Source organism: Pseudomonas sp. NyZ480 (assembly GCF_029537255.1).
In the GTDB taxonomy this organism is placed as follows: domain Bacteria; phylum Pseudomonadota; class Gammaproteobacteria; order Pseudomonadales; family Pseudomonadaceae; genus Aquipseudomonas; species Aquipseudomonas taiwanensis.
Genome location: NZ_CP120626.1, coordinates 25,578 through 49,074 on the forward strand (window position 1 = coordinate 25,578; position 23,497 = coordinate 49,074).

Sequence of the window (23,497 nt, forward strand, 5' to 3'; positions counted from 1 at the left end):
TTACCCCAGCAGCGAAATATCGGCAACGCCCAGGAACAGGCCACGCAGGCGGCTGAGCAGGGCATAACGGTTGGCACGGACCTTGGCGTCTTCGGCGTTGACCATCACGGCCTCGAAGAAGGCGTCGACCGGGTCACGCAGGGCAGCCAGGCGGGCCAGTGCTTCGCTGTACTGACGCGCAGCAGCCATCGGCTGCACGGCCTGGTCGGCCTGCTGGATGGCCGAGTACAGGGAGAACTCGTTGGCATTGTCGAAGTACTTCGGTTCGACGTGGTCGGCGATAGCACCTTCGGCCTTGCTCAGCAGGTTCGATACTCGCTTGTTCGCCGCAGCCAGGGCGTTGGCTTCCGGCAGCTTGCGGAAGGCCTGCACGGCCTGTACGCGCTGGTCGAAGTCCAGGGCCGAACCCGGCTTCAGGGCACGCACCGACAGGTAGGTCGAGACGTCGATGCCTTCGTCTTCGTAACGCGCACGCAGACGGTCGAAGACGAACTCCAGCACCTGTTCGGCCAGGCCGGCGGCTTTCACCTTGGCACCGAACTGCTTGACCGCGAATTCGACGGCGGCATTCAGGTCCAGGTCCAGCTGCTTCTCGATCAGGATGCGCAGCACGCCCAGGGCGGCACGGCGCAGGGCATACGGGTCCTTGCTGCCGGTTGGCAGCATGCCGATGCCGAAGATGCCGACCAGGGTGTCGAGCTTGTCGGCGATGGCCACGGCTGCACCGGTCAGGGTCTGCGGCAGTTCGGCGCCGGCGCCACGAGGCATGTACTGCTCGTTCAGGGCCAGGGCGACGTCTTCCGGCTCGCCATCGTTCAGCGCGTAGTAGTAACCGGCGACACCCTGCATTTCAGGGAACTCGCCCACCATCTCGGTGGCCAGGTCGCACTTGGACAGCAGGCCGGCGCGACCGGCACGCGCGGCATCGCCGCCAATCTTGGGTGCGATGAATGCGGCCAGTTTGGAAACGCGCTCGGCCTTGTCGAAGACAGTGCCCAACTGAGCCTGGAACACCACGTTCTTCAGGCGCTCGTTGAAGGTTTCCAGCGGCTGCTTCTTGTCCTGCTTGAAGAAGAACTCGGCGTCGGTCAGGCGCGGGCGCACGACCTTCTCGTTGCCTTGCACGATCTGCTTCGGATCGCGGCTCTCGACGTTGGCGACGGTGATGAAGCGCGGCAGCAGCTTGCCTTCGCTGTCCAGCAGGCAGAAGTACTTCTGGTTGTCCTGCATGGTGGTGATCAGGGCTTCCTGCGGCACTTCGAGGAAGCGCTCTTCGAACGAGCAGACCAGCGGCACCGGCCACTCCACCAGCGCGGTGACTTCATCCAGCAGCGCTGGCGGTACGATGGCGCTGCCTTCCTGCTGCATGGCCAGCTCGGCGGTGCGCTTGCTGATCAGCTCGCGACGCTCGGCGAAGTCGGCCAGTACATAGGCCTTGCGCAGGTCCTCGACATAGTTGGCCGGGGTAGTGATGACCACGTTTTCCGGGTGATGGAAGCGGTGACCACGGGATTCACGGCCGGCTTTCTGCGACAGGATGGTGCACTCGACGACCTGGTCGCCCAGCAGCATTACCAGCCACTGGGTCGGGCGGACGAACTCTTCACGGCTGGCCGCCCAGCGCATGCGCTTGGGGATGGGCAGGTCGTTGAGCGAGTCTTCGACGATGGTCGGCAGCAGGCTGGCAGTGGCCTTGCCTGGAATGTGTTGGGAGAAGCGCAGCTTGGCGCCGCTCTGGTCGATTTCCGACAGCTCTACTCCGCACTTCTTGGCGAAGCCCAGAGCAGCCTGGGTCGGTTGGCCTTCAGCGTTGAACGCCGCCTGAATGGGCGGGCCGTCGATGTTGATGCTGCGGTCCGGCTGCTGCACGTCCAGTTGACGAATCAGCACGGCCAGGCGGCGCGGCGCGGCGTATACCTGCTTGCCGGTGTAGTTCAGGCCCGCAGCCTGCAGGCCTTTCTCGATGCCCGCCAGGAAGGCGTCGCCCAGCGAGGCCAGGGCCTTCGGTGGCAGCTCTTCGGTGCCCAGTTCTACCAGGAAATCTTGAGCACTCATTGTGCAGCCTCCAGCTTCGCCAACACTTCGTCACGCAATTCAGGGGTGGCCATCGGGAAGCCCAGGCGTGCACGGGCTTGCAGATAGCTTTGCGCTACGTCCCGAGCCAGGGTACGTACGCGCAGGATGTAACGCTGGCGCTCGGTCACCGAGATGGCGCGGCGGGCGTCCAGCAGGTTGAAGGTGTGGGATGCCTTCAGGACCATTTCATAAGTCGGCAGCGGCAGCTCAAGCTTGATCAGGCGGTTGGCTTCGCTTTCGTAGAAATCGAACAGCTCGAACAGCTTCTCGACGTTGGCGTGTTCGAAGTTGTAGGTCGACTGCTCCACTTCGTTCTGGTGGAACACGTCGCCGTAGGTCACCTTGCCGAACGGGCCGTCGGCCCAGACCAGGTCGTACACCGAGTCTACGCCCTGGATGTACATGGCCAGACGCTCCAGGCCATAGGTGATTTCACCGGTGACCGGGTAGCACTCGATGCCACCGACCTGCTGGAAGTAGGTGAACTGGGTCACCTCCATGCCATTGAGCCAGATTTCCCAGCCCAGGCCCCAGGCGCCCAGGGTTGGCGATTCCCAGTTGTCTTCGACGAAGCGGATGTCGTGGACCAGCGGATCCAGGCCGATCGCTTTCAGCGAGCCGAGGTACAGCTCCTGGAAGTTGGCCGGGTTCGGCTTGAGCACCACCTGGAACTGGTAATAGTGCTGCAGGCGGTTGGGGTTTTCGCCATACCGCCCGTCGGCAGGGCGACGGCTAGGCTGCACATAGGCGGCGTTCCAGGTCTCTGGGCCGACGGCGCGCAGGAATGTAGCGGTGTGGAAAGTGCCGGCGCCTACTTCCATATCGTAGGGCTGAAGCACCACACAACCTTGCTCGGCCCAGTAGTTCTGCAGGGCGAGGATCAGGTCTTGGAAGGTACGCACGGCTGGCGTAGGCTGGCTCACGAAATTCACCTGTATCTGGGGATGCGGATGTAAAGAGCGGGAGTATAACCTGATTCGCCTCTCCCTCTACTCAATTGGAGCCTTATGCCACGCTGCTTTTGGTGTACCGACGATCCGTTGTACCAGGCTTACCACGACCAGGAATGGGGGACACCGCAGCGCGACCCGGCGTTGCTCTTCGAGATGCTTTTGCTCGAAGGGTTCCAGGCTGGGCTGTCGTGGATCACCGTTCTGAGGAAGCGCGAGCGCTACCGGGAGGTGATGTACGGTTTCGACCCGGTTCGACTGGCGCAGATGAGCGACGAGCGGATCGAGGAACTGATGCTCGATACTGGCATCATTCGCAACCGTCTCAAGCTCAAGGCGGCCCGGCGCAATGCTCAGGCCTGGCTGGCTGTGGATAACCCGGCGCAGTGGCTTTGGTCGTTCGTCGGTGGTGCGCCCAGGATCAACCATTTCCAGGCCCGTGAGGAAATCCCGGCCGTGACCGACGAGGCCAAGGCCATGAGCAAGGCCCTGCAGAAAGCCGGCTTCACCTTCGTTGGCCCGACCATTTGTTACGCCTTCATGCAAGCCACTGGCATGGTCATGGACCACACCACCGATTGTGATCGCTACGCCGCGCTGCTGCGTTGAGCGTTACAATGCGCGCCTTGCTGAAATAAGGAATCTGCCTGTGGAAAAGTTCAAGGGCGCCCTGATGGTCGGGGTGCTGCGACTGTTCGCCAAGCTGCCTTGGGGAGCTGTGCAACGCGTCGGCGCCGGTATCGGCTGGCTGATGTGGAAAATCCCCAATGGGTCGCGCAACGTGGTGCGTATCAACCTTGCCAAGTGCTTTCCGGAGATGGACCCGGTCGAGCGTGAGCAACTGGTTGGCCGAGCGTTGAAAGACATTGGCAAGTCATTCGTCGAAAGCGCCTGCGCGTGGATCTGGCCGCCGCAGCGTTCGCTGGAGCTGGTCAAGGAAGTCCACGGCCTGGAAGTGCTTGAGAAGGCCCTGGCCTCGGGCAAGGGCGTGGTGGGCATCACCAGCCACCTGGGCAACTGGGAGGTGCTGAACCACTTCTACTGCAACCAGTGCAAACCGATCATCTTCTACCGCCCGCCAAAGCTCAAGGCGGTGGATGACCTGCTGCGCGAGCAGCGGGTGCAGATGGGCAACCGTGTGGCGCCTTCGACCAAGGAAGGCATCCTGAGCGTGATCAAGGAAGTACGCCGTGGTGGACAGGTGGGGATTCCGGCCGATCCGGAGCCCGCCGAGTCTGCCGGTGTCTTCGTGCCGTTCCTGGGTACCCAGGCGCTGACCAGCAAATTCGTGCCGAACATGCTGGCCGGTGGCAAGGCAGTCGGGGTATTCCTGCATGCACTGCGGCTACCGGACGGTTCCGGGTTCAAGGTCTTCCTCGAGGCGGCGCCGGAGGAGATGTACAGCGAGGATGTGGCCGTATCGGCGGCGGCCATGAGCAAGGTGGTCGAGCGTTATGTGCGCGAGTACCCGAGCCAGTACATGTGGAGCATGAAGCGCTTCAAGAAGCGCCCGGCCGGGGAAGCGCGCTGGTATTGAGAAGGCGCTCCCCTGTGGATAGGGTTACCTGCGAATGCGGTCTTGGATTTGCTGGCGCGTTCGCGGGTGACCCCCCGCCCACACGGTTACGAAGCCGATGTTTTGCTCAATTTCTTGAGGAACACCGCCATCTCTTTCTCGGCCTGCTTGTCGCCATGGGCCTGCGCCGCCACCATCCCCTCCTCCCAGGCCTTGCGCGCAGCCGCCAGGTCACCCTGCAGCTGGTACGCCTTGCCCAGCAGCTTCCAGGCTGCAGAATACTTCGGGTCTTGCTCCACGCACCGCGCCAAATGAACCGCCGCCTCGGCACCCTTGCCTTCGTCCAGCCAAGCCTTGCCCAGGCCAAACCTGAGCAACGGGTTATCCACACCCTTGGCCAGCATTTTTTCCAGCGATTCGCGCATGCCGTTTCTCCTTAGAAGAAGGTCAAGCCGACGTGGAACAGCTTCTCCACATCACGGATGTGTTTCTTATCCACAACGAACAGGATGACATGGTCGCCCGTCTCGATCACGGTGTCGTCGTGGGCGATCAGCACTTCCTCGTCCCGGATGATCGCGCCGATGGTGGTACCCGGCGGCAGGGCGATGTCTTCGATGGCCTTGCCAACTACCTTGCTCGACTTGGCGTCACCATGGGCAACCGCCTCGATCGCTTCGGCCGCGCCACGGCGCAGTGAGTGTACGCTGACGATATCGCCCCGGCGCACGTGGGCCAGCAAGGTCCCGATCGTGGCCAGCTGGGGGCTGATGGCGATGTCGATTTCGCCGCCTTGCACCAGGTCGACATAGGCCGGGTTGTTGATGATGGTCATCACCTTGCGCGCACCCAGGCGCTTGGCCAGCAACGACGACATGATGTTGGCCTCGTCGTCGTTGGTCAGGGCCAGGAAAATGTCGGCGTCAGCAATGTTCTCCTCCAGCATCAGGTCTTTGTCCGATGCGCTGCCCTGCAGCACCACGGTGCTTTCCAGGGTGTCGGAGAGGTGTCGGCAACGTGCCGGGCTCATCTCGATGATCTTGACCTGGTAGCGACTTTCGATCGCTTCGGCCAGACGCTCGCCGATCTGGCCGCCGCCGGCGATGACCACGCGCTTGTTGGTCTCGTCGATGCGTCGCAGCTCGCCCATGACGGCGCGAATGTCCTTGCGTGCCGCGATGAAGAACACTTCGTCGTCAGCCTCGATCACGGTATCGCCCCTCGGTGTGATCGGCCGGTCACGGCGGAAGATTGCCGCCACGCGGGTATCGACGTTAGGCATGTGCGCGCGGATCTGTCGCAACTGCTGGCCCACCAGCGGGCCGCCGTAGTAGGCCTTCACCGCAACGAGTTGCGCCTTGCCTTCGGCGAAGTCGATCACCTGCAGAGCACCGGGGTGTTCGATCAGGCGTTTGACGTAGTTGGTCACTACCTGTTCTGGGCTGATCAGCACGTCCACCGGGATATGGTCGTTGTCGAACAGCTCTTCACGGGTCAGATAGGAAGACTCACGCACCCGCGCGATTTTGGTCGGGGTATGGAACAGCGAGTAGGCGACCTGGCAGGCCACCATGTTGGTTTCGTCGCTGTTGGTCACCGCCACCAGCATATCGGCGTCGTCGGCCCCGGCCTGGCGCAACACGGTGGGTAACGAGCCGCGACCCTGCACCGTGCGGATATCGAGGCGGTCGCCCAGGTCACGCAGGCGTTCGCCGTCGGTGTCGACCACGGTGATGTCGTTGGCTTCGCTGGCCAAGTGTTCGGCCAGCGTTCCGCCGACCTGCCCTGCGCCGAGGATGATGATCTTCATCCGCTACTCCCTAACCTTTTTTCACTTAGCCACGCGAGGCGGCAATCTTGATCAGCTTGGCATAGTAGAAGCCGTCATGGCCGCCTTCCTGGGCCAACAGCTGGCGCCCGTGAGGCTGGCGCAGGCCGGCCTCGGTCGCCAGGTCGAGTTCACGGGCACCTGGGGTGCGGGTGAGGAAGGCGTCGATCACTTCGGTGTTTTCCGTCGGCAGGCTCGAGCAGGTGGCGTAGAGCAGGATGCCGCCCACTTCGAGCGTCGGCCACAGAGCATCGAGCAATTCGCCTTGCAGAGTGGCCAGGGCCGGAATGTCGTCGGCCTGACGGGTCAGCTTGATGTCCGGGTGACGGCGGATCACGCCCGTGGCCGAGCACGGTGCGTCGAGCAGGATTCGCTGGAACGGCTTGCCATCCCACCAACTGGCGGTGTCACGGGCGTCGCAGGCAATCAGCTCGACGTCCAGTTGCAGACGGTCGAGGTTCTCGCGCACACGGGTCAGGCGCTTGGCTTCCAGGTCGATGGCCACGACATGGGCCAGGCCCGCTTCGGCTTCGAGCAGGTGGCAGGTTTTGCCGCCAGGGGCGCAGCAGGCGTCGAGCACGCGTTGGCCTGGGGCCAGTTCCAGCAGGTCGGCGGACAGCTGCGCGGCCTCGTCCTGTACGCTGACCCAACCTTCGGCGAAGCCCGGCAGTTGGCGAACATCGCAGGCTTCAGCCAGCAGGATACCGTCGCGGCTGAACCGGCACGGGGTGGCGGCGATGCCCGCCTCGGCCAGCAGGCCAAGATAGGCATCACGGCTGTGATGACGGCGGTTGACCCGCAGGATCATCGGCGGATGGGCATTGTTGGCGGCGCAAATGGCTTCCCACTGCTCGGGCCAGAAGGCTTTCAGCGATTTCTGCAGCCAACGCGGGTGAGCGGTGCGCACCACCGGATCGCGCTCCAGGCCGGCGAGGAGTTCTTCGCCTTCGCGCTGGGCGCGGCGCAGCACGGCGTTGAGCAGGCCCTTGGCCCACGGTTTTTTCAGCTTATCGGCGCAGCCAACGGTTTCCCCGATGGCGGCATGGGCCGGAATGCGGGTGTAGAACAGCTGGTACAGGCCGACCAGCAACAATGCCTGCACATCGCAGTCGGCGGCCTTGAACGGCTTTTGCAGCAACTGCGCAGCCAGCAGGTCCAGGCGAGGCTGCCAGCGGGCGGTGCCGAATGCCAGGTCCTGGGTGAGGCCTCGGTCGCGCTCATCGACCTTGTCCAGTTGTGCCGGCAACGAGCTGTTCAGCGAGGCCTTGCCGCTCAGGACAGCGGCCAGGGCGCGGGCGGCGGCCAGGCGTGGGTTCATTGGCCCAACACCTTGCCGCTGGCGAACTTCTCGCGGCGGCTGTTGAACAGGTCACTGAAGGCCAGGGCCTTGCCGCCGGGCAATTGCAGGCGGGTCAGGCTCAAGGCCTGCTCGCCACAGGCGACGACCAGGCCGTCCTTGCTGGCGGAAAGGATTTCACCCGGGGCGCCTTTGCCTGTGGACACGTTGGCGGCCAGCACTTTGACGCTCTCGCCATCCAGGGTGCTGTGGCACACCGGCCATGGGTTGAACGCGCGAATCAGGCGCTCCAACTCGACGGCTGGGCGGCTCCAGTCGATGCGGGCCTCGTCCTTGTTCAGCTTGTGAGCGTAGGTGGCCAGGGCATCGTCTTGTACTTCACCCTGCAGGGTGCCGTCGGCCAGGCCTGCGATGACCTGCACCACGGCCGGCGGTCCCATTTCGGCAAGGCGGTCGTGCAGGCTGCCACCAGTGTCGTCGGCGCTGATCGGGGTAACCACCTTGAGCAACATCGGGCCGGTGTCCAGGCCCGCTTCCATACGCATCACGGTCACGCCGCTCTCGGCGTCTCCAGCCTCCACGGCGCGCTGGATCGGCGCGGCGCCTCGCCAGCGGGGCAGCAAGGAGGCGTGGCTGTTGATGCAGCCAAGGCGCGGGATGTCCAGCACTGCTTGCGGCAGGATCAGGCCATACGCGACCACCACCATCAGGTCTGGCTGCAGTGCCGCCAACTCCGCCTGGGCCTCGGCGTTGCGCAAGGTTGGCGGCTGGAACACCGGAATGTCGTGGGCTACGGCCAGCTGCTTGACCGGGCTCGGCATGAGCTTCTGGCCACGGCCAGCAGGGCGGTCGGGCTGGGTGTAGACGGCCACCACTTCATAGGGGCTGTCGAGCAGGGCCTTGAGGTGTTCGGCGGCAAACTCTGGAGTGCCTGCGAAGACGATGCGCATGGAGTTCTCGCTTCAAAAAAGAAAAAGGCTTGCCGGAGCAAGCCTTCTGGAAGGAATGGATCAGGCTTGCTGGCGGTGCTGCTTTTCCAGTTTCTTCTTGATCCGGTCGCGTTTGAGCTGAGACAGGTAGTCGACGAACAGCTTACCGTTGAGGTGATCGAATTCATGCTGGACACACACCGCCAGCAAGCCTTCGGCTTCAAGCTCGTAGGGCTTGCCATCCCGGTCCTGGGCCTTGACCCGGACACGCAGCGGACGGTCGACGTTCTCGTAGAAGCCCGGTACCGACAGGCAGCCTTCCTGATACTGACCCATGTCGTGGGTCAGCTCTTCGACCGTGGGGTTGATGAAGACCCGCGGCTCGCTGCGGTCTTCGCTGAGGTCCATCACCACGACTTGCTTGTGGACGTTGACCTGGGTGGCGGCCAGGCCGATGCCAGGCGCTTCGTACATGGTTTCAAACATGTCGTCGATCAGCTGACGCAGGGCGTCGTCGAACTCCGTCACCGGTTTGGCAATGGTGCGCAGGCGCGGGTCCGGGAATTCGAGAATGTTCAAGATGGCCATAGGGTCAGGCAGTCACTGTGCGTTCGGTTGAAAACTGAGCACACATAATAAAGGGAATCGGGGGATTCGGCACCTGGCAAAGCTCGGCTACGGTTTCAGGAGACGACTTCAACGTCATTCGATGGACAGGTTGTCAAAGTATTATCAACAAACTTATCCACAGGTTGTGCCACGTTTATGGCCCTCTTCCGATCAAGGATGATCCCCATGTCGACTCACCATTCATCGAATTGTCCGCCTGCCGAACTGGAGGCGCGATTACGTCTGCACCGCTTGCCCGAGATAGGACTGCGTCGCTTTCAGCGCCTTCTGGAGGCCTTCGGAACGGCGTCTTCGGCGCTGAGTGCACCGGCCAGTGCCTGGCGTGCCCTTGGCCTTGCGCAAGCCAGTATCGATGCGCGCCGCTGTGCGCAGGTACGCGAGGGTGCTTTGGCTGCAATGGCCTGGCTAGAGCGTCCAGGCCAGCATTTACTGATGTGGGACGGTGCCGGTTACCCCGCGTTGCTGGCGGAAACGGACGACCCGCCGCCCCTGTTGTTCGTCGCAGGCGACCCCGCTTGCCTGGAGCAACCGCAGCTGGCCATTGTGGGTAGCAGACGTGCTTCACCTCCGGCTCTGGACACCGCTCGGGCATTTTCGCGTGCCCTTGCGCAAACGGGTTTCACCATCACCAGTGGCCTGGCGCTGGGCGTTGATGGTGCCGCTCATCGGGCGGCGCTGGAGGTCGGAGGGCAGACGATTGCCGTGCTTGGCACTGGGCTGCAAAAACTTTATCCACAGCGCCATCGTGACTTGGCGCGAGCGATCATCGACAGCGGCGGTGCGGTGGTTTCGGAGTACCCGTTGGATGCTGATCCCCTGCCTGCCAATTTTCCGCGACGCAATCGCATCATCAGCGGCATGTCCCTGGGGGTGCTGGTTGTCGAAGCCAGTCTGGGCAGTGGCTCGCTGATTACTGCCCGCTTGGCGGCTGAACAAGGCCGGGAGGTGTATGCCATTCCCGGTTCGATCCACCACCCGGGCGCCAGGGGATGCCATCAGTTGATACGCGATGGCGCGCTGCTGGTCGAGAGCGTGGAGCAGATCATCGATACCCTGCGGGGTTGGCAGAATCTGCCGCAACCGGCTGTGGATAAACCTCAACATCCGCTCCTGGCCCTTCTGCACGCAGCACCCCAGACCAGCGAGGGGTTGGCGCTCAGCAGTGGCCGGCCTTTGGCCGAGGTACTGGCCAGCTTGACCGAGCTGGAGCTCCAGGGCCAGGTCAGCAATGAAGCCGGACGTTGGTTTGCCCGCTCGGCCTAAGTAAACTGCGCCCAAGGCTTAGATGCGGAGAGATACAAATGGTGAGCAGTTGGCGTGTGCAACAAGCCGCACGTGAAATTCGGGCGGGGGCGGTGTTCGCCTATCCGACGGAAGCGGTCTGGGGCCTGGGCTGCGACCCCTGGAACGAGGACGCGGTGTATCGCCTGCTGGCCCTGAAGTCGCGGCCTGTGGATAAGGGGCTGATTCTGGTCGCCGACAGCATCCAGCAATTCGATTTCCTGTTCGAGGATTTCCCTGAAGACTGGATCGACCGCATGAGCAGCACCTGGCCGGGACCCAACACCTGGCTGGTGCCGCACCAGGACCTTTTGCCGGAATGGGTGACGGGGCAGCACGACACCGTGGCGCTGCGGGTCAGTGACCACCCATTGGTACGTGAACTGTGTGCGCTGGTGGGGCCGCTGATTTCCACCTCTTGCAACCCTGGCGGGCGCCCGGCAGCCAAGACCCGGTTGCGGGTTGAGCAGTATTTCCACAACCAGTTGGACCTGGTGCTGGGTGGAGCGTTGGGTGGGCGAAAGAACCCGAGCGTGATTCGTGACCTGGTGACTGGCGAAGTCGTTCGACCGGGTTGATTTGCCTGGTGGACACCGACTTTTGATGGGGCGGTGGCTGTGTGGTTACTGTTGCCGCTCTTTCGCGACGCAAGGCCGCTCCTGCAGAGGGGCTGCATCAGCGCGAATCTTTACTGCGCAGCCCTCGCAGGAGCCGACTTGCCGGCGATTTCAGGGCAGTAGTACCGTCGAACCCACGGTCCTGCGCGCCGACAACTCAGCCTGCGCCTTGGCCGCCTCGCTCAGCGGATAGCGCTGCTGGATATCCACGACCAGCTTGCCACTGGCGATCATCGAGAACAGATCGTCCGCCATGGCCTGAGTGTTTTGCGCATTGTTGGCATAGCTTGCCAGCGTTGGTCGGGTGACATACAGCGAACCCTTCTGCGACAGGATCCCCAGGTTGACGCCGGTCACCGCTCCGGAGGCATTGCCGAAACTCACCATCAGCCCCCGTGGTTTGAGGCAGTCCAACGAAGTCAGCCAGGTGTCGGCACCCACGCCGTCATACACCACCGGGCATTTCTGACCGTCGGTCAGTTCCAGCACGCGCTGGGCGACATCTTCGCGGCTGTAGTCGATGGTCGCCCAAGCCCCTAGTGCCTTGGCCCGCTCGGCCTTTTCGGCGGAGCTTACGGTTCCGATCAGTTTGGCGCCCAGCGCCTTGGCCCACTGGCACGCCAGCGACCCTACCCCACCGGCTGCTGCATGGAACAGAACGAAGTCACCCGGCTGCACGGCGTAGGTCTGCTTGAGCAGGTACTGCACGGTCAGACCCTTGAGCATCACTGCCGCGGCTTGCTCGAAGCTGATGCTGTCGGGCAGCTTGACCAGATTGGCTTCGGGCAAGGTATGTACCTCGCTGTAGGCGCCCAGTGGGCCGCCAGCGTGGGCCACACGGTCACCGACCTTCAGCCGGGTGACGCCTTCGCCAACTGCCTCGACAACGCCGGCTGCTTCGGTGCCCAGGCCCGAAGGCAGAGACGGTGGCGAGTAAAGCCCGCTGCGGAAATAGGTGTCGATGAAGTTCAGGCCAATCGCATGGTTACGCACCCGCACTTGCTGCGGACCGGGTGGCGCAGGCTTGAACTCCACAAGTTGCAGAACCTTTGGGCCGCCATGCTGGCTGAACTGTATACGCTTGGCCATCTCGCACTCCTGTTGTCGGGATCGGAAGGCCTTCTATCGGACGCCTTTGCTTGATCGTCGTCAACTGCGGCGCGCTGGCTGCCGGTGGTATGCTACGCGGCGAATTTCTTCCTGCTCCTTCCAGGTGACCCGATGACCAGCCGCACCGAGGCCGTGAAAGCCTACCTGCTCGACCTGCAAGACCGCATCTGCTCTGCCCTCGAAGCTGAAGACGGCGGCGCCCGCTTCGTCGAGGACGCCTGGGTGCGCGAAGCCGGTGGCGGTGGCCGTACGCGGGTGATCGGTGAAGGCAAAGTGATCGAGAAAGGCGGCGTGAACTTCTCCCATGTATTCGGCGCCGGCCTGCCGCCTTCGGCCAGTGCCCACCGCCCGGAGCTGGCGGGTCGTGGCTTCGAGGCGTTGGGCGTGTCGTTGGTGATTCACCCGCACAATCCACATGTACCCACCTCCCATGCCAATGTGCGTTTCTTCATTGCCGAGAAGGAAGGCGAAGAGGCGGTCTGGTGGTTCGGCGGTGGTTTCGACCTGACCCCCTACTACGGCAACGAGGAGGACTGCATCCACTGGCACCGTGTGGCCCAGCAGGCCTGCGCGCCGTTCGGCGCCGACGTGTACCCCCGCTACAAGGCCTGGTGCGACCGTTACTTCCACCTCAAGCACCGTGGTGAACCTCGGGGTATTGGGGGCTTGTTCTTCGATGACCTGAACGAGTGGGACTTCGATACCTGCTTCGCTTTCATCCGCGCCATCGGTGACGCCTACGTCGACGCTTACCTGCCGATCGTCCAGCGCCGCAAGGACACGCCCTACACGCCCCAGCAGCGTGAGTTCCAGGAGTACCGCCGTGGCCGCTACGTCGAGTTCAACCTGGTCTACGACCGTGGCACTCTGTTCGGCCTGCAATCGGGTGGGCGCACCGAGTCGATCCTGATGTCGTTGCCACCGCAGGTACGCTGGGGTTATGACTGGAAGGCCGCACCAGGTAGCGAAGAAGCGCGCCTGACCGAGTATTTCCTGCAGGACCGTGACTGGCTCGCCCAGTAAGTCTGTGGATAACCAAGGAGCCCTCATGGACCAGTATGTCGTTTTCGGCAACCCGATTGGCCACAGCAAGTCGCCTTTGATCCATCGTCTGTTCGCCGAGCAGACCGGTCAGGATCTGGAGTACGCCACCCTGCTGGCGCCGCTGGATGAGTTCAGCGATTGCGCCCGCGGCTTCTTCAAGCAAGGCAGCGGGGCCAATGTGACCGTGCCGTTCAAGGAAGAGGCTTTCCGGCTCTGCGAAAGCCTCACGCCTCGGGCCCGGCGAGCGGGCGCAGTGAACACCTTGAGCAAACTGGCGGACGGCACGCTGCAAGGGGATAACACCGATGGCGCGGGCCTGGTGCGAGACCTGACGGTGAATGCCGGGGTCGAGCTGACAGGCAAGCGCATCCTCATTCTCGGTGCCGGAGGTGCGGTACGCGGCGTGCTGGAGCCGATCCTGGCGCACAAGCCACAATCATTGGTGATCGCCAACCGCACGGTGGAAAAGGCCGAGCAGCTGGCGCGTGAATTCGATGAGCTGGGGCCGGTGGTGGCCAGCGGTTTTTCCTGGTTGCAGGAGCCGGTGGATGTGATCATCAATGCGACGTCTGCGAGCCTTTCCGGTGAGTTGCCACCGATTGCCGACAGCCTGGTCGAGCCGGGGCGGACGGTTTGCTACGACATGATGTATGGCAAGGAGCCGACGCCGTTTTGCCAATGGGCCAGCAAGCTTGGGGCTGCCAAGGTGCTGGATGGGCTGGGGATGCTGGCCGAGCAGGCGGCCGAGGCGTTCTTCATCTGGCGTGGGGTGCGGCCGGACACGGCGCCTGTGCTGGATGAGCTGCGTCGGCAGTTGGCGCGCAGTTGACCTCGGATCGCTGTTGGATGAATTGGCGTTCCAGGGCGATCTGCTGCCGGTATTGAGCGAGCTTTGCTTCGGATTGCGCTTTGCCAGTATAGGGATCCCGAGCGGTCATTTGGCTTTCCAGTCGGGCAATGCGTGCTTGTGCATCGGCAACGCTCCAGCAGTCATCCGCAGCATGGGTGCCTGGCGCCACCAGCAATGGCACCAACGCGAGGTAAACGCAGCTACTCATGGCGTACTCTGTGGTGAATGGACGCCATGCACTTTTTCATCGCCTGCAGGTTGTCCGCAACTGACAGAATTGACAGTTGACTGTCAGTCTTCGAAACGTATTGGACAGTTCGCAAGGCCTTCCAGCTTCTGCAATTCCTCTACCACCTGCGGCCTTGCCCGCTGCAATGTCAGGCTCCCACCAAGGCGCATCAATCGCCGCGCTTCGCGGTGCAGCATATCCACACCCGAGTAGTCGATGAAGTTCACCTGCCGCGCATCGATCACCACATGCGGCCCCTGGCAGCGCTGTAACCGCACTTGCAGGTAATGCGCTGCGCCGAAGAATATCGACCCGCCCACCCGCAGCATGTCGGCTTCGCCTTCCCGGCTCTGCTGCACCCGTGGCCGCGAAGTGCGCTTGAGGTAGAAGAACAGTGACGCCAGCACCCCGGCATAGATCGCTGTCTGCAGCTCCAGCAGCAAGGTGGCGGCGGCGGTCAGTGCCATGACCAGGAACTCAGAGCGGCTGACCCGAAACAGCGCCCGGATTGCCCGATGGTCCACCAGCCCCCAGCAGATCAGCAAAATGCTGCCGGCCATGGCCGGAATGGGCAGATGCGCAATCAACCCGGCGCCCATGACGGCGAACAACGCCACCCACAGGGCCGAGAACACGCCAGCCATGGGGGACTGAGCACCCGCGTCGTAACTTAGCCCGGAACGGGTGAACGAGCCGGACGACAAGTAGCCGGAGAAGAATGCCCCGACGATGTTCGACACGCCTTGGCCACGGATTTCCTGGTTGGCGTCGATCAGTTGCTCGGAGCGCGACGACAAGGAACGGGCAATCGAAAGACTGGTCACCAACCCCAGCATGCCCACGGCGACGGCACTGGGCAGTAGACGCAAGATCAGCTCGAAGTCCAGCAATGGCAGTGGGCTGAGCGGCGGCAGTTGGCCGACGAAGGCAGGCACGCGCTGTACATGGCCAAAGACGCTCGGCAACAGCCAGGTCACCAGACTCACCAGCACCAGACTTATCAACAGGCTGGGCCAGCGGGGGCGCAGGCGTTTGAACGCCATCCCGATCAGCAAGGTGGCCAGTCCCAGCGCCAGCGACGGCCAGTCGACTTCTCCGGCATGGCTAGCCAAGTCCTGCAGGGTTTTCAGCGCCGTGGCCTGGCTGGGCAGGTCCATGCCCAGCAGATTGGGCAATTGGCCGAGGGCGATGACGATGGCGGCGCCCAGCGTGAATCCAAGCACCACGGAATGGGAAACGAAATTGACCAGCGCGCCGAAACGCAGCAAGCCCAGCAGCAATTGGAAAATGCCGGCGAGGAACGTCAGCAGCAGCACCAGGGTCACGTAGTCAGCGCTTGTGGGCACGGCCAGCGGGCTGACACTGGCGTAGAGGACGATGGAGATGGCGGCGGTCGGGCCGCAGATCAGGTGCCAGGAGGACCCCCACAGGCAGGCGACCAGAACCGGCACGATGGCGGCGTACAGGCCATACTCGGCAGGCAGCCCGGCGATCAGGGCATAGGCGATGGATTGTGGCAAGGCCAGGATGGCCCCGCTCAGGCCCACCAGCAGGTCCTGGCGCAGACTGCGGCCCGATTGGCGGGGCAGCCAGGTGAGGAAGGGCAGCAGGTGGTAAAGGCGCGGCATGCATCGTTCCTGTTCATTGTCGCCTACGAGGGCTTGGCCTTCGTTGCGCGACACAAGGCCGCCCCCGCAAATTCTCTGGGTGTGCGGAGCGGCCTCAGTAGCCCACAGTCAAAAATCAGAGCCTAGCGTTCACTGCCTCCAGGGCATCGCCATCGGCCTTGGTGGTAACGCCTGCCAACCACGCTTCCAGCACCTGCGGATTGGCCTTCACCCACGCTTTGGCCGCTTCATCGAAGCCGATCTTCTTATCCACAACCTCGGCCATGATGCTGTTTTCCATGTCCAAGGTAAATTTCAGGTTGCCAAGCAGTTTCGCCGCATTTGGGCATGCTTGTGGATAACCCTTGCGCGTCAACGTGTAGACGTCGCCTTTGCTGCCGAACCACTTCTCCCCGCCGGTCAGGTAATGCATTTTAAGTTTCACGTTCATCGGGTGAGGTGTCCAGCCGAGGAAAGTGATGAACTGCTGCTTCTTCACGGCGCGGTCCACCTGCGCCAGCATTGCCTGCTCGCTGGATTCGACCAGTTTCCACTGGCCGAGGTTGAACTGGTTCTTGTCGATGATCTCTTTCAGCGACAGGTTGGCGGGGGCCCCGGAACCGATCCCGTACAGCTTCTTGTCGAACTGCTCGGCATGCTTCTGCAGGTCGGCAAAGTCTTTCACGCCTGCCTGCCAGACATAGTCCGGCACTGCCAGGGTGAACTCGGTTCCCTCCAGGTTGCGCGACAGCCGCTGCACATCGCCGTTGGCGATGAATTTGTCATGGAAGCCCTGCTGTGCAGGCATCCAGTTACCAAGGAACGCGTCGACCCGGCCATCTTTGAGGCCACCGTAGATGATCGGTACCGCCAGGCTGTCGATCTTCACCTGGTAGCCCAGGCTTTCCAGAAGCAGGCGGCTGATGGCGTTGGTGGAAGCGATATCGCTCCAGCCGGGGTCAGCCATTTTCACGGTGCTGCATTGTGCATCGCTGTCGGCGGCATGGGCCGTGCTCAGGCTCAGGGTAAGGGCGAACACGGCGGCGGAGAACTTCTGCATGGCGGCCTCTCTTCTCAATCCAGGGGGGCGGGCTGTGGATAACGTGCCTTGCGCTCGAGGTCGTCGAGATCGATGTGGTTACGCATGTACTGTTGGCTGGCATCGACCATCGGTTGGTGGTCCCAGCTTTTCAGCGTGCCGATGGCCAGCGCTTCGGCCACCAGACGGCGGCGTCTCTGGCTGGCCAGCACCTGCTGGCGCAGGCTGGGGATATCCCAGCGTTGGCGGGCTTCATCGACGAATGCCTGCAGCAGCGCCTGATGGTCCGGGCTGCTGGTGAGGTTCTCCCGCTCGTGCGGGTCGCGGCTCAAGTCATAGAGTAAGCAAGGATCGTCCTCGCTGTACACGAACTTGTACGGGCCACGACGGATCATCATCAGTGGGCCGACGGTGCCTTCGGCCATGTATTCGCCGATCACCTCGTCATGGCCACCCTGCCCTTGCAGGTGGCCGAGCAATGAGCGGCCATCCAGGTGCAGGTTTTTATCCACAGCACCGCCGGCCAGTTCGACCAGGGTCGGCAGCAGGTCACAAGTGGAGACCGAAGCGCTGACTCTCGTTGGAGCGAAGCGTTTCGGCGCATGGATCAACAGTGGCACACGGGCCGACATCTCGAACCAATGCATCTTGTACCAGAGCCCGCGCTCGCCAAGCATGTCGCCATGGTCGCCGGAGAATACGATCAGGGTGTCATCCGCCAGGTCACACTCCTCGAGCGTTTGCAGGAGTTGGCCGATGTTGTCGTCGATATAGCTGCATGCGCCGAAGTACGCGCGGCGTGCGTCGCGAATCTTATCCACAGGCAGGGTTCGGTCCCACAGGTCGTAGACCTTGAGCAGCCTTTGCGAGTGCGGGTCCTGCTCATGCTGGCCGAACTCAGCGCGCGGCATGGGGATATCCACAGCCTCGTAGCGATCCCAGTAGCGTCTGGGGATGGTGTACGGATCATGGGGATGGGTCATGGACACCGTCAGACAGAACGGGCGGCCATCATTGTCGCGGACATGGTCGTAGAGGTACTGGCGCGCCTTGAACACCACCTCCTCGTCGAAGTCCAGTTGGTTGGTGCGCACGCAAGGGCCGGCCTGAAGTACCGAGGACATGTTGTGATACCAGCTCGGGCGCTCGTCCGGGGCGTCCCAATTCACCGCCCAGCCATAGTCGGCCGGGTAGATGTCGCTGGTCAGGCGCTCCTCGTAGCCGTGCAACTGGTCTGGACCGCAGAAGTGCATCTTGCCGGACAGTGCGGTGCGGTAACCGAGGCGGCGCAGGTAGTGGGCGTAGGTCGGCACATCAGCGGGGAAATCGGCCGCGTTGTCATAGGCACCAATGCGGCTCGGGAGCTGGCCACTGACCAGGGTGAAACGCGACGGCGCACAAAGCGGGCTGTTGCAGTAGGCGGAGTCGAACACCACGGCTTGCTCGGCCAGGCGGCTCAGGTGGGGCATCTGAATGGGTGAAGGGGCGTAGATCGGTAGCAGGGGCGCGGCCATCTGGTCGGCCATGATGAACAGGATATTCGGGCGCTTCATGGTTGGCTTCCATCGTTCAGTATTATGCGAACCGCTTGCCTACCAAGATGCGACTGTGGATAACATGGGTAAAGCCCATGGCGGGCAATGACTGGGATTAGCCAAGCTTATGTTTGAGCACCTTGCCAAGTTATCCCTCGATGCTCTGCGCGTATTCGAGGCCGCTGCCCGGCTGCGCGGGTTCACCGCTGCCGCGACCGAACTGGGGACCACCCAGCCGGCAGTGAGTCAGCAGGTCAAGCGGCTTGAGGCGCAGCTGGGGGCGCGCTTGTTCGACCGGATCTACCGGGGAATAGAGCTGACCGAAGCGGGCCAACAGCTGTTCGAGCAGGTACATCAGGGCCTGCAGACCATGAACGAAGGCATCGGCCAGGTCAGTGGCCGTGGCCAGCGTGAAGTGCTCCAGGTGGCCACTGATTTCGCCTTCGCGGCGTTCTGGCTGATGCCGAGGCTGCAGCGTTTTCATCAGGCTTATCCACAGGTCGATGTGAGTCTTGTCACTGGCGAGCGCAGTCAGGGCATGTTGCGGCCCGATATCGATGTGGCAATCCTGTTTGGGGACGGGCGCTTTCATCAGGGCGAGAGCAGGTGGCTGTTCGATGAGGAAGTATTCCCTGTCTGCAGCCCTCGGCTGATTCATGGCAAACCCCTGTCAGCCGTGGCTTTGCAACGATTGCCGTTGCTCCATTTGCGGGGCGAGCAGGCCAGTCGCTGGTTCGACTGGGCGGGCGTGTTTCGTGGACTCGGTGTGGAAAGCCCGGCCCCCTCCGGCCAGCTGCGTTTCGATAACTATACGTTGCTGATCCAGGCTGCCATCGCAGGCCAAGGGGTGGCCATCGGCTGGCGGCATCTGGTCGATGGCTTGGTGGAACAGGGGCTTCTATGCCGGCCGCTGGAGCAGAGTCTGAAGTCGAGTCGGGGCTATTATGTGGTATTGCCACCGCGCAAACGGCGTGGGGCATTGATCGAGCGGTTTGTCGACTGGCTGGAGCAAGAGCGCAGTGGCACTTCGTAGTGCATTCAGGAGTTTTCGTGCAAAGAATCAAGGGCTATCACGCCCATGTCTATTACGACGCGTCCACCATCGACCAGGCCCGCGAGTTGTGCGAAGAGGCCGCGCGGCTGTTTCCTGTAACCATGGGGCGTATGCACCAGAAACCGGTCGGTCCGCACCCAGACTGGAGTTGTCAGTTGGCGTTCGGACCAGAGGTGGTGGGGGTGGTGTTGCCGTGGTTGGCGTTGTACCGCAAGGGGCTGGTGGTGTTTCTGCATCCGCTGACGGGGGATGAGCTGGCCGACCACAGGGACCATGCGATCTGGATGGGCGCTGTGCGGCCGCTGGATCTGTCGATTTTTGCGAGTTAGGGCTTCAGGTCCCATCGCCGGTGTGCCGGCTCCAACGAGGTCCGAGCAGACCTGTAGGAGCCGGGTTGCCGGCGATGAGTACGACGTGTATCAGGCGCGAGCGCTGCGCACGCCATCGGCCAGTGCCGAGCAAAGGTTCAGCACGTCCTTCACAGCCTGATCGGCATTCTCGGCCTTGGCGATCTTGTCCACCAGCGCCGAACCCACCACGACACCGTCCGAGAGACGGGCAATCGCGGCAGCCTGCTCCGGCGTACGAATACCGAAACCAACGCTGATCGGCAGATCGGTATGTCGACGCAGACGGGCGATCGCCTCGGTCACGTGCTCGGTGGTCGCCGAGCCGGCTCCGGTCACACCCGCCACGGAAACGTAGTAGACGAAGCCCGAACTGCGCTCGAGCACCCGCGGCAGGCGAGCATCGTCGGTGGTCGGGGTGGTCAGGCGGATGAAGTCGATGCCCGCGGCCTGGGCCGGGGTAGCCAGTTCAGCGTCGTGCTCCGGTGGCAGGTCGACGATGATCAAGCCATCGACACCCGCTTCTTTGGCTTGGGCCACGAACTGTTCAACGCCAAAGCGGTGGATGGGGTTGTAGTAACCCATCAACACGATCGGCGTGGTCTGGTTGCCCACGCGGAACTCACGGACCATCTGCAGGGTTTTCGCCAGCGTCTGACCGGCCTCCAGTGCGCGCAGGGTGGCCAGCTGGATCGCGACGCCGTCGGCCATCGGGTCGGTGAACGGCATGCCCAGTTCGATCACGTCCGCGCCGGCTTCAGGCAGGCCTTTGAGGATCTGCAGCGAGGCGTCGTAGCCAGGGTCGCCGGCGGTGACGAAGGTGACCAGCGCGGAGCGGCCTTCGGCCTTCAGTTCGGCGAAGCGTTGTTCAAGACGGCTCATGCCTGTTTCTCCTGGGCGGCCATGTGATTCATCACGGTTTGCATGTCTTTGTCACCACGGCCGGACAGGCAGATGACCATCAAATGGTCCTTGGGCAGGGTCGGCGCACGCTTGATGGCTTCAGCCAGGGCATGGGAGCTTTCCAGGGCCGGGATGATGCCTTCGAGGCGGCACGTGGTGTGGAAGGCCGCGAGGGCTTCGTCGTCGGTGATGCTGACGTACTCCACGCGCTTCACTTCGTGAAGGTAGGCGTGCTCCGGGCCGATGCCTGGATAGTCGAGGCCTGCGGAAATCGAGTGGGCGTCTGTGATCTGACCGTCATTGTCCTGCAGCAGGTAGGTGCGGTTACCGTGCAGCACGCCTGGCACCCCACCGTTGAGGCTGGCGGCATGTTTGTCGGTGTTCACGCCGTGGCCACCGGCTTCCACGCCGATGATCTGCACGCTGGCATCATCGAGGAAATCGTGGAACAGGCCCATGGCGTTGGAGCCACCGCCGACGCAGGCGATCAGGCTGTCGGGCAGGCGACCTTCCTTTTCTTGCAGCTGGGCGCGGGTTTCCTTGCCGATGATCGACTGGAAGTCGCGGACCATCGCCGGGTACGGGTGCGGGCCGGCCACGGTGCCAATCAGGTAGAAAGTGTCTTCGACATTGGTAACCCAGTCGCGCAGGGCTTCGTTCATGGCGTCTTTCAGGGTGCCGGTGCCGGCGGTGACCGGGACGATCTCGGCGCCCAGCAATTTCATGCGGAACACGTTGGCCTGCTGGCGCTCGATGTCGGTGGCGCCCATGTAGATCACGCAGGGCAGGCCGAAGCGTGCGGCGACGGTGGCGGTGGCCACGCCGTGCATGCCGGCGCCGGTTTCGGCGATCAGGCGCTTCTTGCCCATGCGCTTGGCCAGCAGCACCTGGCCGATGCAGTTGTTCACCTTGTGGGCGCCGGTATGGTTGAGCTCTTCACGCTTGAAGAAAATCTTCGCGCCGCCGCAGTGTTCGGTCAGTCGCTCGGCGAAGTACAGCGGGTTCGGGCGGCCGATATAGTCGCGTTGGAAGTAGGCCAGTTCTTCGAGGAACTTGGGGTCGGCCTTGGCCGCTTCGTACTCACGGGCCAAATCCAGCACCAGCGGCATGAGGGTTTCGGCCACGTAGCGGCCGCCGAACGAGCCGAACAGGCCGTTGGCATCGGGGCCGGCGCGGTATTGAGTCTGGGTCATGGTGCGCTCCAAGGCGTGATCAAAGGGATATGGGCTTTACTCTAACCACGACACGCTCGCCTGAAAACCGATAAGATTGCGTAAACCTGTCAGAAAAACTCACACGTAAATGGCTCAGGATCTCCCTCCCCTCAACGCCGTGCGCGCTTTCGAAGCTGCCGCCAGACTCAACAGCGTCAGCTTGGCGGCCGAAGCGCTGCATGTAACCCATGGTGCCGTCAGTCGGCAGATCAAGGTGCTGGAAGAGCACCTGGGCGTGGCGCTGTTCGTCAAGGACGGGCGTGGCATCAAACTCACAGATGCCGGTGTGCGCCTGCGTGACGCCAGTTCCGATGCCTTCGACCGCCTGCGTGCTGTGTGCGCCGAGCTGGGCCGGGATGTCGGGGAGGCGCCGTTCGTCCTGGGTTGTTCGGGCAGCCTGCTGGCGCGTTGGTTCATTCCCAGGCTCGGTCGGCTGAAGGCGGACCTCCCCGAACTGCGCCTGCACCTGTCTGCAGGTGAAGGCGACCTGGACCCACGACGGCCTGGGCTGGATGCCTTGCTGGTGTATGCCGAGCCGCCCTGGCCGGCGGACATGCAAGTGCATGTGCTGGCCGAGGAGCGCATCGGGCCGGTACTGAGCCCGCACTTCGCCGGTTTCGAGCGCTTGCGTGGCGCACCGGCCAAGGCCTTGCTGGAGGAGGCGCTGCTGCACACCACATCACGGCCTCAGGCTTGGCCGACCTGGGCCGGGCAGCAGGGGCTGGACCCCGCGGCGTTGAAGTACGGCCAGGCATTCGAGCATTTGTACTACTTGCTGGAGGCGGCCGTTGCCGGCCTGGGCGTGGCAATTGCCCCGCAGCCCCTGGTGGCCGATGACTTGCGTGCGGGACGTTTGACTGCGCCGTGGGGCTTTTCACCGACCTCCGCTGCCCTGGCGCTTTGGGTGCCCCGGCGCGCCGCGGATGGGCGCGCCGAGCAACTGGCGGATTGGTTGCGTCGTGAACTTCAGCGTCAGGCGGGTTAGTTGCGACGGGACAGCAGGTAAGCCGCCAGCAGACCAAGTGCGCCCACCGCCACGCCTGTGGTCGTCCAAGGATGCTGCTGTGCGTAGTCTCGGGTGGCAATGCCGGTCTGACGGGTACGGGTCTTCACCTCCTCGTAGGCATCGCTGAGCAGGCTGCGCGAATGCTTGAGCGCGCTTTCGGCGTTGCTGCGGATGGCCTTCATCGACTTCTGGGATTCCTCGGACGCGTCATGTTTGAGCGTTTCAAGGGTTTTCAAAAGGCTTTCGATTTCCGCTTCCATGCTTTCCAGGGATGCTTTGCGCAGCGAGTTGCGGTGCATGTTGACTCTCCTTCGCAGGGTGGACTGTACAGGTTGCGACTGCGCGGGCAGGCAAAAGTGCGATCGAACTTTCGATGGTGGCTGCTGCTCGCAGGTAAACCATGCCTGCGCTGCTAGGCTGAATCTCACCGTCATC

23 protein-coding genes are annotated in these 23,497 nt (G+C 62.9%); 9 read left to right on the top strand and 14 right to left on the bottom strand.

Annotated elements, in window-relative coordinates; all coding sequences use genetic code 11:
* A complete protein-coding gene (glyS, locus tag P3R38_RS00105; protein ID WP_023377954.1) occupies positions 1-2,055 on the bottom strand; it encodes a glycine--tRNA ligase subunit beta in 2,055 nt (684 codons plus the stop codon).
* Positions 2,052-2,999 carry a glycine--tRNA ligase subunit alpha gene (gene glyQ, locus P3R38_RS00110; protein WP_023377955.1) on the bottom strand — a complete coding sequence of 316 codons (948 nt, stop codon included), beginning with the start codon at positions 2,997-2,999 and terminating at the stop codon, positions 2,052-2,054. Before glyQ ends, glyS begins: the two co-directional genes overlap by 4 nt.
* Positions 3,000-3,083: 84 nt before the next feature.
* On the opposite strand from glyQ, the gene P3R38_RS00115 reads away from it, so the two are divergent.
* Both P3R38_RS00115 and P3R38_RS00120 read left to right on the top strand, forming a co-directional pair.
* A complete protein-coding gene (locus P3R38_RS00115; RefSeq protein ID WP_023377956.1) occupies positions 3,084-3,635 on the top strand; it encodes a DNA-3-methyladenine glycosylase I in 552 nt (183 codons plus the stop codon).
* Positions 3,636-3,675: 40 nt separating this feature from the next.
* On the top strand, positions 3,676-4,563 hold the full coding sequence (locus P3R38_RS00120; RefSeq protein WP_023377957.1) for a lysophospholipid acyltransferase: 888 nt from the start codon (positions 3,676-3,678) through the stop codon (positions 4,561-4,563).
* Between the two features lie 86 nt (positions 4,564-4,649).
* Here P3R38_RS00120 and P3R38_RS00125 read toward each other — a convergent pair whose 3' ends face one another.
* From P3R38_RS00125 to def, 5 genes are read right to left on the bottom strand one after another with little or no spacing between them, the layout of a single operon-like run.
* Positions 4,650-4,967 (bottom strand): tetratricopeptide repeat protein, encoded by a 318-nt coding sequence (locus tag P3R38_RS00125; RefSeq protein ID WP_023377958.1) that lies wholly within the window; start codon positions 4,965-4,967, stop codon positions 4,650-4,652.
* Positions 4,968-4,978: 11 nt separating this feature from the next.
* The gene (gene trkA, locus P3R38_RS00130; protein ID WP_023377959.1) at positions 4,979-6,352 is read right to left on the bottom strand and encodes a Trk system potassium transporter TrkA; all 1,374 of its coding nucleotides are present in this window, start codon (positions 6,350-6,352) and stop codon (positions 4,979-4,981) included.
* A 25-nt stretch (positions 6,353-6,377) separates the two neighbouring features.
* Complete coding sequence (rsmB, locus tag P3R38_RS00135) at positions 6,378-7,688, bottom strand: 16S rRNA (cytosine(967)-C(5))-methyltransferase RsmB (protein ID WP_277686701.1); 1,311 nt, start codon at positions 7,686-7,688, stop codon at positions 6,378-6,380.
* Positions 7,685-8,617, bottom strand: a complete 933-nt coding sequence (fmt, locus tag P3R38_RS00140; protein ID WP_027906641.1) for a methionyl-tRNA formyltransferase — start codon at positions 8,615-8,617, stop codon at positions 7,685-7,687. The genes rsmB and fmt overlap by 4 nt, the downstream gene beginning before the upstream one ends.
* Positions 8,618-8,677: 60 nt before the next feature.
* A complete protein-coding gene (gene def, locus P3R38_RS00145; protein ID WP_011531480.1) occupies positions 8,678-9,184 on the bottom strand; it encodes a peptide deformylase in 507 nt (168 codons plus the stop codon).
* A 207-nt stretch (positions 9,185-9,391) separates the two neighbouring features.
* On the opposite strand from def, the gene dprA reads away from it, so the two are divergent.
* Positions 9,392-10,489 carry a DNA-processing protein DprA gene (dprA, locus tag P3R38_RS00150; RefSeq protein WP_023377963.1) on the top strand — a complete coding sequence of 366 codons (1,098 nt, stop codon included), beginning with the start codon at positions 9,392-9,394 and terminating at the stop codon, positions 10,487-10,489.
* Positions 10,490-10,527: 38 nt separating this feature from the next.
* Complete coding sequence (locus P3R38_RS00155; protein ID WP_277686702.1) at positions 10,528-11,085, top strand: L-threonylcarbamoyladenylate synthase; 558 nt, start codon at positions 10,528-10,530, stop codon at positions 11,083-11,085.
* Positions 11,086-11,235: 150 nt separating this feature from the next.
* Here P3R38_RS00155 and P3R38_RS00160 read toward each other — a convergent pair whose 3' ends face one another.
* A complete protein-coding gene (locus P3R38_RS00160; RefSeq protein WP_277686703.1) occupies positions 11,236-12,213 on the bottom strand; it encodes an NADPH:quinone reductase in 978 nt (325 codons plus the stop codon).
* 132 nt (positions 12,214-12,345) lie between these two features.
* On the opposite strand from P3R38_RS00160, the gene hemF reads away from it, so the two are divergent.
* The gene (gene hemF / locus P3R38_RS00165; protein ID WP_023377967.1) at positions 12,346-13,257 is read left to right on the top strand and encodes an oxygen-dependent coproporphyrinogen oxidase; all 912 of its coding nucleotides are present in this window, start codon (positions 12,346-12,348) and stop codon (positions 13,255-13,257) included.
* A gap of 25 nt (positions 13,258-13,282) precedes the next feature.
* Complete coding sequence (gene aroE, locus P3R38_RS00170) at positions 13,283-14,107, top strand: shikimate dehydrogenase (RefSeq protein ID WP_023377968.1); 825 nt, start codon at positions 13,283-13,285, stop codon at positions 14,105-14,107.
* A gap of 312 nt (positions 14,108-14,419) precedes the next feature.
* Here the strand turns inward: aroE and P3R38_RS00175 are convergent, their stop codons facing one another.
* The 3 genes from P3R38_RS00175 to betC all read right to left on the bottom strand — a co-directional run bounded on the left by P3R38_RS00175 (position 14,420) and on the right by betC (position 18,556).
* A complete protein-coding gene (locus P3R38_RS00175) occupies positions 14,420-15,985 on the bottom strand; it encodes a SulP family inorganic anion transporter (protein WP_027906640.1) in 1,566 nt (521 codons plus the stop codon).
* A 115-nt stretch (positions 15,986-16,100) separates the two neighbouring features.
* Positions 16,101-17,024, bottom strand: coding sequence for a choline ABC transporter substrate-binding protein (gene choX, locus P3R38_RS00180; protein ID WP_277686704.1), 924 nt, complete (start codon positions 17,022-17,024; stop codon positions 16,101-16,103).
* Between the two features lie 14 nt (positions 17,025-17,038).
* Complete coding sequence (gene betC, locus P3R38_RS00185; protein ID WP_277686705.1) at positions 17,039-18,556, bottom strand: choline-sulfatase; 1,518 nt, start codon at positions 18,554-18,556, stop codon at positions 17,039-17,041.
* Between the two features lie 109 nt (positions 18,557-18,665).
* On the opposite strand from betC, the gene P3R38_RS00190 reads away from it, so the two are divergent.
* Positions 18,666-19,571, top strand: coding sequence for a LysR family transcriptional regulator (locus P3R38_RS00190; protein WP_023377973.1), 906 nt, complete (start codon positions 18,666-18,668; stop codon positions 19,569-19,571).
* A gap of 17 nt (positions 19,572-19,588) precedes the next feature.
* Complete coding sequence (locus P3R38_RS00195; RefSeq protein WP_023377974.1) at positions 19,589-19,921, top strand: DOPA 4,5-dioxygenase family protein; 333 nt, start codon at positions 19,589-19,591, stop codon at positions 19,919-19,921.
* A gap of 90 nt (positions 19,922-20,011) precedes the next feature.
* On the opposite strand, the gene trpA is transcribed toward P3R38_RS00195, so the two are convergent.
* Positions 20,012-20,821 (bottom strand): tryptophan synthase subunit alpha, encoded by an 810-nt coding sequence (gene trpA / locus P3R38_RS00200; RefSeq protein ID WP_023377975.1) that lies wholly within the window; start codon positions 20,819-20,821, stop codon positions 20,012-20,014.
* Complete coding sequence (gene trpB / locus P3R38_RS00205; RefSeq protein WP_023377976.1) at positions 20,818-22,035, bottom strand: tryptophan synthase subunit beta; 1,218 nt, start codon at positions 22,033-22,035, stop codon at positions 20,818-20,820. The genes trpA and trpB overlap by 4 nt, the downstream gene beginning before the upstream one ends.
* Positions 22,036-22,144: 109 nt before the next feature.
* Between trpB and P3R38_RS00210 the strand changes: the two genes are divergently transcribed.
* A complete protein-coding gene (locus P3R38_RS00210; protein ID WP_023377977.1) occupies positions 22,145-23,041 on the top strand; it encodes a LysR family transcriptional regulator in 897 nt (298 codons plus the stop codon).
* Here P3R38_RS00210 and P3R38_RS00215 read toward each other — a convergent pair.
* Complete coding sequence (locus P3R38_RS00215) at positions 23,038-23,361, bottom strand: DUF883 family protein (RefSeq protein WP_023377978.1); 324 nt, start codon at positions 23,359-23,361, stop codon at positions 23,038-23,040. The genes P3R38_RS00210 and P3R38_RS00215 overlap by 4 nt on opposite strands.
* Positions 23,362-23,497: the final 136 nt, after the last annotated feature.

Excerpts from the sequence above, each read along its gene's own strand:
- glyS (WP_023377954.1), bottom strand. The coding sequence starts at position 2,055 with ATGAGTGCTCAAGATTTCCTGGTAGAACTGGGCACCGAAGAGCTGCCA.
- P3R38_RS00115 (WP_023377956.1), top strand. The coding sequence starts at position 3,084 with ATGCCACGCTGCTTTTGGTGTACCGACGATCCGTTGTACCAGGCTTAC.
- P3R38_RS00125 (WP_023377958.1), bottom strand. The coding sequence starts at position 4,967 with ATGCGCGAATCGCTGGAAAAAATGCTGGCCAAGGGTGTGGATAACCCG.
- trkA (WP_023377959.1), bottom strand. The coding sequence starts at position 6,352 with ATGAAGATCATCATCCTCGGCGCAGGGCAGGTCGGCGGAACGCTGGCC.
- rsmB (WP_277686701.1), bottom strand. The coding sequence starts at position 7,688 with ATGAACCCACGCCTGGCCGCCGCCCGCGCCCTGGCCGCTGTCCTGAGC.
- fmt (WP_027906641.1), bottom strand. The coding sequence starts at position 8,617 with ATGCGCATCGTCTTCGCAGGCACTCCAGAGTTTGCCGCCGAACACCTC.
- def (WP_011531480.1), bottom strand. The coding sequence starts at position 9,184 with ATGGCCATCTTGAACATTCTCGAATTCCCGGACCCGCGCCTGCGCACC.
- dprA (WP_023377963.1), top strand. The coding sequence starts at position 9,392 with ATGTCGACTCACCATTCATCGAATTGTCCGCCTGCCGAACTGGAGGCG.
- P3R38_RS00155 (WP_277686702.1), top strand. The coding sequence starts at position 10,528 with ATGGTGAGCAGTTGGCGTGTGCAACAAGCCGCACGTGAAATTCGGGCG.
- P3R38_RS00160 (WP_277686703.1), bottom strand. The coding sequence starts at position 12,213 with ATGGCCAAGCGTATACAGTTCAGCCAGCATGGCGGCCCAAAGGTTCTG.
- hemF (WP_023377967.1), top strand. The coding sequence starts at position 12,346 with ATGACCAGCCGCACCGAGGCCGTGAAAGCCTACCTGCTCGACCTGCAA.
- aroE (WP_023377968.1), top strand. The coding sequence starts at position 13,283 with ATGGACCAGTATGTCGTTTTCGGCAACCCGATTGGCCACAGCAAGTCG.
- P3R38_RS00175 (WP_027906640.1), bottom strand. The coding sequence starts at position 15,985 with ATGCCGCGCCTTTACCACCTGCTGCCCTTCCTCACCTGGCTGCCCCGC.
- choX (WP_277686704.1), bottom strand. The coding sequence starts at position 17,024 with ATGCAGAAGTTCTCCGCCGCCGTGTTCGCCCTTACCCTGAGCCTGAGC.
- betC (WP_277686705.1), bottom strand. The coding sequence starts at position 18,556 with ATGAAGCGCCCGAATATCCTGTTCATCATGGCCGACCAGATGGCCGCG.
- P3R38_RS00190 (WP_023377973.1), top strand. The coding sequence starts at position 18,666 with ATGTTTGAGCACCTTGCCAAGTTATCCCTCGATGCTCTGCGCGTATTC.
- trpA (WP_023377975.1), bottom strand. The coding sequence starts at position 20,821 with ATGAGCCGTCTTGAACAACGCTTCGCCGAACTGAAGGCCGAAGGCCGC.
- trpB (WP_023377976.1), bottom strand. The coding sequence starts at position 22,035 with ATGACCCAGACTCAATACCGCGCCGGCCCCGATGCCAACGGCCTGTTC.
- P3R38_RS00210 (WP_023377977.1), top strand. The coding sequence starts at position 22,145 with ATGGCTCAGGATCTCCCTCCCCTCAACGCCGTGCGCGCTTTCGAAGCT.
- P3R38_RS00215 (WP_023377978.1), bottom strand. The coding sequence starts at position 23,361 with ATGCACCGCAACTCGCTGCGCAAAGCATCCCTGGAAAGCATGGAAGCG.